The following is a 10306-nucleotide window of genomic DNA, read 5'->3' as shown; positions in this document are numbered from 1 at the left end:
GGCGGGAGGTCGGCCCCGCGCCGCGGCGAGCCCAAGAATAGCGGAAAACATGGCAGCGCAACACCGCGCGGCAGGGCGCATGGCGGAGCACGGCGAGGATGCCGAAACGCCGGGACATAGGGTAAGGTGTAAGCACCGTCATCCGGGTCAGCATCCGGGTCAGCAGCAGGGCCAACCTTCCCGCCAACATCCGGGCCACGCCATCGACATGGGTTTCTTCGATTCGCTTTTCCTGCGCAAGCCGCCGCCGGATCGTTTCGCGGCGCTGTTCATTGCCGCTGCCCGGCGCCAGGGCTTTGAGGGGCGCCTCGATTTCAACGCGGACGAGTTCCGGCTGGAGCACGGGCGCAACGCTTTCTTCAACCTCCACAACGCCTACCGGGCGTACTGCGAGGCGCCTGGCGCGCAGCGCGACAAGGCGCTGCATGGTTTCGTGGCCACCTTGTGTTCCAGCGGGCAGGCCACGCCGGCCTTGCTGTCCGAGGCCCGGCCCATGCTGCGCCCGCTGATCCGCAGCCGCTCGCTGATCGACGAGATCCGGCTGCACCACTTGCGCACGGAAGGCGATCCTTCGACCTTTGATGTCGCCTACCTGCCCTTCGGCGAGGATTGCGTGATCCTGCTGGCGGTGGACTATCCGGAAACCACGTCGACGCTGCTCAATGGCCCCTCCGCCTCCTGGCAGGTGACACTTGGCCAGGCGCTGCAGATCGCGGGCGACAACCTGCGCGACCACACCGGCGAAGCCTTCGTCCCGGTCGCGCAGGGCGTCTACCAGGGCGCCTGGAGCGACGGCTACGAGGCCAGCCGCGCGCTGCTGCCGGATGTGCTGGAGCGGGTACCGGTACGCGGCCGCCCGGTCTTCATGATGCCAACCCGCGAGGTGCTGCTGGTGACGGGCGACCAGGATGATGCCGGGCAGCTGCGCATGGTGGAGCTCAGCCTGCAAGCGTCCCGCCAGGGCCGCACGATCTCGCCGGCCATGTTCCGCTACCAGCCCGGGGGCGTGGCGCACGCTGTGCCCACGGGGACCGAGGTGTTGCATTTCGTCCCGGCTGGCGAGGAGGCTGCACGGCACCTTGCCCATCTGGTGCGGCTGTACCGCAAGGAAGAATACGACACGCAAAAGGCTGCCCTTGACCGCCTGAACGAGCGCGACGGTGCCGATGTCTTCCTGGCCAATTACGTGCTCTATGGGCGGCAGGATGATCCGCTTACCGCGTTTTCGATCACCACCTGGACGTGCGGCGTGGATACTTCGCTGCCGCGCGCGGATCGCATCGCCCTGGTACGGCCCGACGCGGCCGATGGCGTGGGGCGGACGCGGGTGGTGGGCTGGCAGCAGGCGCTGGCCTTGCTGGGCGATCTGATGGAGCCGGAGGCGCAGTATCCTGCCAGGTATCGCGTCAAGGCGTTTCCCGACGATCGCCGGCTGGCGCTGCTCGATGAGATCGGCTGACGCTCGCCTGCCAACGCGCCCGGCGCGCCGTTAGCGCGTCTTGCGGAAAGTCAGGTTGATCCGCTCGCGGCCCACCAGCGCGTGATCGCCGTCGGCCAGCGGCGCAATGCCGTGGAACGCCAGCCTGGCCGGGCCACCCCATACCACCACATCGCCATGCGCCAGCCGCACGCGCAGCGGGCGCTCGGCGCGGGCAAGGCCGCCGAACAGGAACACGGCCGGCAGGCCAAGCGACACCGAGACGATGGGCGCACGCAGGTCGAGCTCATCGCGGTCCTGGTGCAGGGAGAGCCGGGTGCCCGGTGCATAACGGTTGAGCAGGCACGCGTCCGGCCGGAAATCGGCAAAGCCGGCCGTGGCGGCCGCATCGCGCGCCAGCGCCAGGAAGGCATCCGGCATGCCAGGCCAGGGCTGGCCGCTGAGGGGATCGGCCGCTTCGTAGCGATAGCCGGTGATATCCGAAACCCAGCCAAACTGGCCGCAGTTGGTCATGGCCACCGACATGCGCAGGCCGCCCGGCGTGACAAGGTGCCGCCACGGCGCTTGCGTGGCAATGGCGCGCACGTTATCCAGCAGGGTTTGTTCATGCTCCCGAGCGAAGCCGCGCAGCACCACTGCGCCGGGCACGATGGGCTCGGCGCGGGGGGCGTCCTGGGGGAGGGAGTCGAACAGGTCGAAGGTCATGGCGTCTTGGCGGGCGGGCGCGCCAGCCCTGGTGGCTGCGGCCCTGCTCTAAAACGACATGGTAAGCGCGAATGCGCCGGTCTGCGTGGCCAGCCCGGGTGTGTGCGCCCGAGCGTCCATCCCGCCCGCGCGGTCAGGCGAAGGTGTCGACCTCGCCGCGGGCGAGGGTGCGTGCCACCGGGGCAACGGGGCCGGCATTGACCGGGGCTGCCGGCATGCCTGCCAGCGTGCCGAAGCCGTTCTGCGCATTGCCCGGCTGGCGTTGCTGCTGTTGGCCGTTGCCGGGCTGGCCGGCAAAGCTGTCGGCGCCAACCGAGGTCTGGCCCAGCTGGATGCCGCTGTCGGCCAGCGCGGTGCGCAGTTGCGGCAGTGCGGCTTCGACCGCGGCGCGCACGGCGGCGTGCGGCGAGACGAACTGGGCCTGGGCCTGGTCGTTGACGACGTTGAGCACGACCTTGAGCGGGCCGAGGTCGGGCGGATTGAGCTGCAGCTCGGCGGTGTGGTTGCCTTGGGTCGACAGGCGCACCATCTGCTGGCCAAGCGCTTGCGGCCACTGGCCATCACCCACGGGCGGGGCGATCGGCAGCGAGGTGGCCGGCGACAGGCCGCCGGAGGTTGGCGCCTGGCTCGCGGCCAGGCTGCCGGCTGCCATCAGCGGCGTGACGGCGGCGGGCGTGGCTTCGGTGCTGGCCGGCTCGGCGGCGCGCATGGCTGCTGCCAGTTGCATCGGGTTGGCCGGCGCGGCGGTGGTGGTTGCCGCGGGCGGGCTGTTCTTGCCGGCATCGCCAAGCTGCAGCGGGGCCTTGTACGGCTGGCCGAGCGAGGCGTCCTGCTGCCCCGAGGAGGCCTGGCCATTGCCGCCTTGCTGGCCGGCCATGGCGGCTTTGAGGCTGGCGGCCAGGTCCGCGCTCGCCTTGGTGGCGTCGGTGCCGGGCGTTGCGGCGGGCTTGTCCGTGGCTGCTGCCTGGGTGCCGGCAGCCGTTTGCGGCACGGCTTGCAACGCGGCGCGCTGGGACGCGATGGTGGCCAGCGTATCGGCGGCGGCTGACGCCGTCGGTGCGCCCGCGTCGGGCGTCGCGGCCGCGCCGGTGGCGAGCGCCGGGTCTTTCATGTCTTTCAAGCCGGCTTGCGCGCCCAGGGCGGCAGTGCCGGGTAGTCCGGTCGAGCCTGGCAGCGCGCCGTTGGCTGCCGGCGCGGCAGGCTGTGCCGGCTGCGGCGCGAGCAGGGCGGCCAGCGCGGCGGCGGCGGACTGTGCGGCGGGATTCGCGGCTTGGTCCTCGGACGTCTCGGCGTCCTTGTCCTGGCGGCGTGATGGCTTGGTGGCTACCGTGCTGGACTGCGTGCCTTCTTTGGCGGCATTGGCGTTCTGGCCGCCGGCGTCGTTGCGTGCGGCCGCGTTATCGGTGTTGTTGCTGGCGTTGCTGGCGTTGCTTGCGCTGCCATTGCCGGCGTTGCTGCTATTGCTGCTATTGCTGCTGGTGCTGCTGGTGCTGCTGGTGCGGTCGTCGTTGCGGGCGCGCGCCAGCGCATCGCCGAACCCTTGCTGCTGCGCATCGGCACTGCTGGTGCTGCTGGTGCTGCGCGAAGAAGCGGCTGTGGCGGCCGTGGCGGCATTGCTGACAATCTGGCTGATATCGATCATGTTCGGGCTCGGTCTGTCTGGGCGGCTTAGCGGTGGCGGCCTGCAACTTGCAGGCGGGCGGCGCGGGCTGCGTATTCGTCGGTGTCGCGTTGCTCGCGGCGCGTGCTGGCAATCTGCTCGCGCGTATCCGCGCGGGTAATGAGCGTGTCGAAGGAACTCTGGCGGCGCTTTTGCTGCTGCCAGTTGGCGCGCCCGGCGAGCAACTGGGCTTCGGCCCGCGCCAGCGCTTCGGTCTGCTGGCGGATGGCGGTATCGAGCGAAGCCAGGAACTGCGCAAAGTCCTGCCAGCGGGTGGAAGTCATGCCGTCCTGCGCGATGGCTTGCATGCGCTCGCGGTATTCCTGCCGGTACTGCGTGAGCGCGGCCAGTTGCTGCTCCGCCTGGTTGCGCAGGCCTTGCAGCCGGCCCAGCTCGCGCGCGGCGGCATCCGTATCGTTCTGGGCCAGGTCGGCCAAGGTATTCAATGCAGATGGCTTAGCCATGTTCACTCCGTTGGAAGAGACTATGCAACTGGCCGATCGAGGCGTCATAGCCGGCGCGCTCATGGATGTCTTGCTGCAGGAAGGCCTCCATCTGCGGATGCAGGTGGATGGCCAGGTCCAGCTCCGGATCGTTGCCCGGCACGTACGCGCCCACGCTGATCAGGTCGCGGTTGCGCTGGTAACGCGACATCAATTGCTTGAAGCGCCGCACCGAGGCGAACTGCGGCGGCTCGATCAGCGCCGTCATGGCCCGGCTGATCGAGGCTTCCACGTCGATGGCGGGGTAGTGGCCGGATTCCGCCAGGCTGCGAGAGAGCACGATGTGGCCGTCGAGGATGGCGCGCGCGGAATCCGCGATCGGGTCCTGCTGGTCGTCGCCTTCGGTCAGCACGGTGTAGAAGGCCGTGATCGAGCCGCCGCCTTCGGCGCCGTTGCCGGTGCGTTCCACCAGCGTGGGGAGCTTGGCGAACACCGAGGGCGGATAGCCCTTGGTAGCGGGCGGCTCGCCGATGGCCAGGGCGATCTCGCGCTGGGCCATGGCGTAACGCGTGAGCGAGTCCATGATCAGCAGCACGTGGCGGCCCTGGTCGCGGAAGTACTCGGCCAGGCGCGTGGCATAGGAGGCGCCCTGCATGCGCAGCAGCGGCGAGGTGTCGGCAGGCGCCGCTACCACCACGGAGCGCGCGCGCCCTTCCGGGCCCAGGATGTTCTCGATGAAGTCTTTCACTTCGCGGCCGCGCTCGCCGATCAGGCCGACCACGATCACTTCCGCGCTGGTGTAGCGCGCCATCATGCCSAGCARYACGCTCTTGCCCACGCCGGARCCGGCGAACAGGCCCATGCGCTGGCCGCGGCCCACGGTGAGCATGCCGTTGATGGCACGCACGCCCACGTCGAGCACGGTCTCGATAGGCGCGCGCGACAGCGGGTTGATCTGCGTGCCGCCGAGCGTGACTTCGGTGGCAGCGGTGATGGGGCCCAGGCCGTCCAGCGGACGTCCGGCGGCATCGAGCACGCGCCCGAGCAGGCCTTCGCCTACCGGCAGGCGCTTCGAGCCCGGCTCACGCGGGGTGGTGTCGCCGCTGGGCAGCGGCGTGGGCTCGAGCGGGTAGACGCGCGCGCCGGGCACCAGGCCCACCACGTCGGACTGCGGCATCAAGTAGAGCCGGTCGGCGCCGAAGCCGACGACTTCCGCCTCGGCCAGGCGCGGGCCGGTGCTCTTGCCGTGCAGCTGGCCGCCCGGCAGCTCGATCAGGCAATCGCTGCCGACCGGCAGGCGCAGGCCCACGGCTTCCAGCACCAGGCCGGCGGCGCGGGTCAGGCGGCCGCAGCTGCGCTTACTGTCGATCTCGGCAATGCCGGCCGAGGCCGCGGTGAGCGCATCGCGCCAGCGCTGGCCATGCAGGCCGGCGGTGAAATCCGGATTCACCGAGGCGTTGGCCGAGGTATTGGCCGAGGTATCAGGCATGCGGCGGCTCCCACGGGTCGTCACGGCCGAGCGCCTTGACCACGCGGCTCCAGCGCGTGGACAGCGTGGCATCGAGCTCGCCGCTGGCGGCGCTTGCCACGCAGCCGCCGCGCGCGATGGCCGGGTCGGCGCGCACGCTCCAGCCGGCGGCTTGGAGTTCGCCCGTCAGGTGGGTTTCCACCAGCGTGACATCTTCGGGATTGAGCAGCAGGCAGGGCGAGCCGGACAGCGCCGGCTCGGCCGCGAGCAGTTCGCGCACCGCAGGCAGCAGCACGGCGGGATCGGCCTGCACGGCCTGCTGCACGAGCTGGCGCGCGACATCCAGCGCCAGTGAAATCAGGGTCTGGGCCACTTCTTCGTCAACGCGGCCAAGCGCGTGGCTGAAGGTGGCGGCCAGTTGCTGCAGGTGGGCGGCTTCGGTGCGTGCGCCTTCCAGGCCGCGCGCATAGCCTTCGCGGTGGCCGTCGCCGTAGCCCTGGGTCTGGCCCTGGGTATAGCCCTGGGCGTAGCCTTCCTTGCGCGCGCCTTCACGCATGGCGTCGAGCGCGGCGAAGTCGATGGGGGGCGGTGCGGGTTCCAGCGGCATGAACTCCGCCGGAGCGGGCGCGGCCTTGCGCGGATCCAGCGAGACCATCTGCCAGCGTTGCCAGCCGTTTTTCTGCGGGGCGCGGCCCGCCGGCGCGGTAAAGCTCTCGAAGCCGGCCTGCCGCGGCGCGCCGCGGTTGCCCGCTGCGCGGCCATCGCCGGCATCGCTGGCATGATCGCCGCGAAGCTCGCTGCGGCCATCGACAAAATCGCTGTCCGAGGCAAGGCCCCGGAACTGGCGCAGGGCACGTTCAGACGTAGGCATCGTCGCCACCACCGATTACAACTTCGCCGGCTTCGGCCAGGCGTCGTACCACCTGGAGGATGTTCTTCTGCTCGGCCTCGACTTGCGAGACCCGTACCGGGCCCAGCGCTTCGAGGTCTTCGCGCAGCATTTCGCCCGCGCGGGTCGACATGTTGCKGATGAACTTGTCGCGCAACTCCACCGGCGCACCCTTGAGCGCGACGATGAGCGATTCGGTGGCCACTTCCTTGAGCACGCGCTGGATGCCGCGATCGTCGACTTCCATCAGGTTCTCGAACAGGAACATCTCGTCGATGATCTTCTGCGCGAGGTCGCCATCGTGCAGGCGCACGCCTTCGATCACCGCTTCTTCGTGGGCCGTGCTCATCAGGTTGATGATCTCGGCCGCCGTGCGCACACCGCCCATGCGGCTGCGCTTGAGGCTCTGGCCCGCCAGCAGCTTGGTCAGCACGTCGGTCAGTTCCTGCAGGGCGCCAGGCTGCACGCCGCCGAAGGTGGCGATCCGCAGGATCACGTCCTGGCGCAGGCGCTCGGTGAACATCGCGATGATCTCGGACGACTTCTGCCGGTCCAGGTGGATCAGGATGGTGGCGATGATCTGCGGGTGTTCGTCGCGGATCAGTTCTGCCACCGAAGTGGAATCCATCCAGTTCAGCGAGTCGATGCCGGCGCCCGGGTCGCGGGACTCGAGGATGTCCTCGATCACCGATACCGCGCGCTCCTCGCCCAGCGCCTTGTTCAGCACGCTGCGGATAAAGGCGCTCGAATCCACATTCAGCGCAAGGTACTGCTCGGTCTCCGAGCGGAACTCGGCCAGCACGGCGGACATCTGCTCGCGCGTCACCGAGTTGAGCGTGGCCATGGCTGAGCCCAGGCTCTGCACTTCGCGGGGGCCAAGGTGCTTGAATACTTCTGCTGCGGCGTCTTCACCGAGCGACATCATCAGGATGGCGCTCTTCTGCAATCCTTCATCGGTCATCGCTAGCCATCCAGTTTTTGATCACACTAGCAACCAGGCGCGGGTCGCGCTGCGCGGCGTCACGCACCAGGGCGAGATCGCTTTCATATTTAGCGGCAAGCCGCAGGACTTCCGGATTTGCCAGCTCTTCAGGCGGCAACAGAATGGCTTCGTTGTCGGCCGACTTTTCCTGTGGCGGCGGCAGGGGCGGCGCGGTGTACTTGCGCAGCACCGGACGCGCCACCTTGAACCACACGAACAGCGCCAGCAGTGCCAGCAGCAGGTAGCCGGCGGCGGTCTTGGCCAGGGCGATCATTTCCGGCTGCTTCCACAGCGGCAGTTCCGGCTTGATGTCGTTGTCCACGGTGAACGGGCTGTTGACCACATTGAGCGAGTCGCCCCGGTCGGCCGAGAAGCCCATGGCTTCCTTGGTCAGGTTCTCGATCTGGGCGAGCTGCGCGGCGGGCAGGGCTTCAGACACCATCTTGCCGTTGGCGCCCGCCTTTTGACGGTAGTTGACCACCACGGCCACCGACAGGCGCTTCACGCCGCCGGGTGCCTGCTGCACATGGCGCACGGTACGGTCGAGCTCGTAGTTGGTGGTGGAGTCGTGGCGGTTGCTGCTCGGGCCGGTCTGGGCCGTGGCGGTGGCGCCGCCCTGGGCCTGGCCAGCGGCCTGGCCTTGCTGGCCGGGCTGCTGCCCCGGCTGGTTCGGCTGGCCCGGGCGCGGCGGCTGGGCCGTGGTGATCGGGGCCGTGGCCGGCGCCGGCGGCTGGTTGGACAGCGCGCCAGGCACGCCGCCAACCGGCGCTGCGCCTTGCTGGCTCGACTCGCTCGATTGCTGGCTGCGAATGGCGGCGCGGGTTGGGTCCTGATTCGGCTTGTAGGACTCGTCCGTGTGCTCGACGATGGAGAAGTCCACGTCGGCGGTAACCTGCGCTTTCACGTTGTCCTGGCCGAGAATCGGCGCCAGGATGGCCTCCACGCGCTGCGCGTAGTTGCGCTCCAGCGCCTGCACGTACTTGATCTGGCCGGCGTCGAGCATGCGCTCGTTGGTGCCGCTGCCGGACAGCAGGTTGCCGTGCTGGTCGACGATGGAAATGGCCTTGGGCGTGAGTTCCGGCACGCTGGACGAAACCAGGTGGCCGATCGCGGCGACCTGGCCGTCGTCGATGGCGCGGCCCGGGTAGAGTTGCAGCACGATCGAGGCGGTCGGCTTCTGGCGTTCGCGCACGAACAGCGTCGGCTTGGGAATGGCCAGGTGCACGCGCGCCGACTGCACCGCCGCAATCGATTCGATCGAGCGGGCCAGCTCGCCTTCCAGGCCGCGCTGGTAGTTGACCTGTTCGGCAAACTGGCTGATGCCGAACTTCTGCGTGTCCATCAGTTCCATGCCCGTGGTGCCGCTCTTGGGCAAGCCCTGCGAAGCCAGGCGCAGCCGCGTTTCGTGGACTTTCTCGGAGGGCACCATCACCGCACCGCCGCCTTCGGCGAACTTGTACGGCACGTTCATCTGCTGCAGGGAGGCGATGACGGCACCGCCGTCGCGCTCGGACAGATTGCTGTAGAGCACCTTGTAGTCCGGCGCACGCGACCAAAGCACACCCACCGCGATGGCCGCGGCGAGGGCCGCGCCGCCCAGCATCAGGGGCAGGCGCGGATTGGTCTTGAGTCGCTCGAACAGCTCGGACTTGTTCGACAGGGCTGCCACGGCGTTCATGCGCGCGCCCCCGTCACGGCCGGGCCGGCATGGGTCAGGATCGGCTGGGCCGGATGGCGGGCGCCGCTCTGGCTGCCCTGTCCACCCCGGCTGGCCTGGCTAACCCGGGCTTCGGCATGGCTAAGATCACGCTGCTGACAAAACACGCGTACTCCCCGCGATAGTTGATGAGATTMGGGTCCGGACCGGGCGCGCAAAGGAGAGCGGCATCCCAGATTCGGCACGGTATCGATGATCATCCAAGGCGGGTGTCGACAATCCGGCGAATAGGCCTCGTTTTCCACCCGAATTCCCGCAATGGCCCGGGTGACGCCGCGAGTACGCTTCGGGGGCTGGCACAGGTGGCGCGCGCGGATGCGGTATTTGTGGCATAGGCGGCGCATTGCGCCAGGTTTGCCGGCAGAGGCCCGGGCGGGTGCCCGGCGCAACCCTTAATGACTCATTTTTCGAACCGGTTTCCCCCGGGGCGGGCTTTGGCTGGCCAGGGCGGGGCGGGTTCCAAGCGGATCGCCATGACTACCATCTCTTCCATCGACGGCATGTTGCAGCAACTGCGCGGGCTGGCCCAGAGCGCCACCGGGCAGGAAAGCCAGGCTTCCGCCGTTTCCTCCGGCGGTTTTGCCGGCGAGCTCCAGCGTTCGCTGGCGCGCATCAGCAACGTGCAGGAGAAGGCTTATGGGCAGGCTGAGGCGTTTGAGCTTGGCAAGCCGGGTGTGTCGCTCAACGATGTGATGATCGATATGCAGAAGGCCAATGTTTCGTTTCAGACCGGGGTACAGGTTCGGAACCGGTTGACGGCGGCTTATCAGGAGATGATGAGCATGACGGTTTGAGGGGAGTGGCTTGTGGCTGCTTGGAGGCTAGCTGCAACGGCTTAACTTCAAGGTCAAAGGCAACTGCCGTTTCACCACCCCTGCGGGGCGGCGACCTACTTTTTTGTCTTGCCAAAAAAGTAGGCAAAAAAGGCGCGCCGGATGGGGCGACACCCTCCTCGGGATTCGGCGAAAAGAGCGGCCGGGACCCAAACTCGCATCGCCTTAAGG

General features: G+C 68.6%; 9 protein-coding genes. 2 read left to right on the top strand and 7 right to left on the bottom strand.

What is annotated here, in order from left to right; genetic code table 11:
• Positions 1–208 precede the first annotated feature (208 nt).
• A complete protein-coding gene (locus AC1DS3_RS29420; RefSeq protein ID WP_441640324.1) occupies positions 209–1459 on the top strand; it encodes a DUF1444 domain-containing protein in 1251 nt (416 codons plus the stop codon).
• A gap of 30 nt (positions 1460–1489) precedes the next feature.
• Here the strand turns inward: AC1DS3_RS29420 and alkB are convergent, their stop codons facing one another.
• The 7 genes from alkB to fliF all read right to left on the bottom strand — a co-directional run bounded on the left by alkB (position 1490) and on the right by fliF (position 9263).
• Positions 1490–2143, bottom strand: coding sequence for a DNA oxidative demethylase AlkB (gene alkB / locus AC1DS3_RS29415; RefSeq protein ID WP_459375243.1), 654 nt, complete (start codon positions 2141–2143; stop codon positions 1490–1492).
• Positions 2144–2276: 133 nt separating this feature from the next.
• Positions 2277–3785: a flagellar hook-length control protein FliK gene (locus tag AC1DS3_RS29410; protein ID WP_441640322.1), complete on the bottom strand. Its 1509-nt coding sequence runs from the start codon at positions 3783–3785 to the stop codon at positions 2277–2279.
• 26 nt (positions 3786–3811) lie between these two features.
• Positions 3812–4267, bottom strand: a complete 456-nt coding sequence (fliJ, locus tag AC1DS3_RS29405) for a flagellar export protein FliJ (RefSeq protein WP_174425237.1) — start codon at positions 4265–4267, stop codon at positions 3812–3814.
• The gene (gene fliI / locus AC1DS3_RS29400) at positions 4260–5807 is read right to left on the bottom strand and encodes a flagellar protein export ATPase FliI (protein ID WP_441640321.1); all 1548 of its coding nucleotides are present in this window, start codon (positions 5805–5807) and stop codon (positions 4260–4262) included. The genes fliJ and fliI overlap by 8 nt, the downstream gene beginning before the upstream one ends.
• Entirely contained in the window at positions 5728–6585 is an 858-nt protein-coding gene (gene fliH, locus AC1DS3_RS29395) for a flagellar assembly protein FliH (RefSeq protein ID WP_441640320.1), read from the bottom strand. The genes fliI and fliH overlap by 80 nt, the downstream gene beginning before the upstream one ends.
• The gene (gene fliG / locus AC1DS3_RS29390; protein ID WP_477128489.1) at positions 6572–7564 is read right to left on the bottom strand and encodes a flagellar motor switch protein FliG; all 993 of its coding nucleotides are present in this window, start codon (positions 7562–7564) and stop codon (positions 6572–6574) included. Before fliG ends, fliH begins: the two co-directional genes overlap by 14 nt.
• Positions 7554–9263 (bottom strand): flagellar basal-body MS-ring/collar protein FliF, encoded by a 1710-nt coding sequence (gene fliF, locus AC1DS3_RS29385; RefSeq protein ID WP_441640318.1) that lies wholly within the window; start codon positions 9261–9263, stop codon positions 7554–7556. The genes fliG and fliF overlap by 11 nt, the downstream gene beginning before the upstream one ends.
• A gap of 512 nt (positions 9264–9775) precedes the next feature.
• On the opposite strand from fliF, the gene fliE reads away from it, so the two are divergent.
• Positions 9776–10096 carry a flagellar hook-basal body complex protein FliE gene (fliE, locus tag AC1DS3_RS29380; protein ID WP_441640317.1) on the top strand — a complete coding sequence of 107 codons (321 nt, stop codon included), beginning with the start codon at positions 9776–9778 and terminating at the stop codon, positions 10094–10096.
• Positions 10097–10306: the final 210 nt, after the last annotated feature.

This window comes from Cupriavidus sp. 01L46 (assembly GCF_056399905.1).
This window is presented reverse-complemented; position numbering and strand designations above follow the sequence as displayed.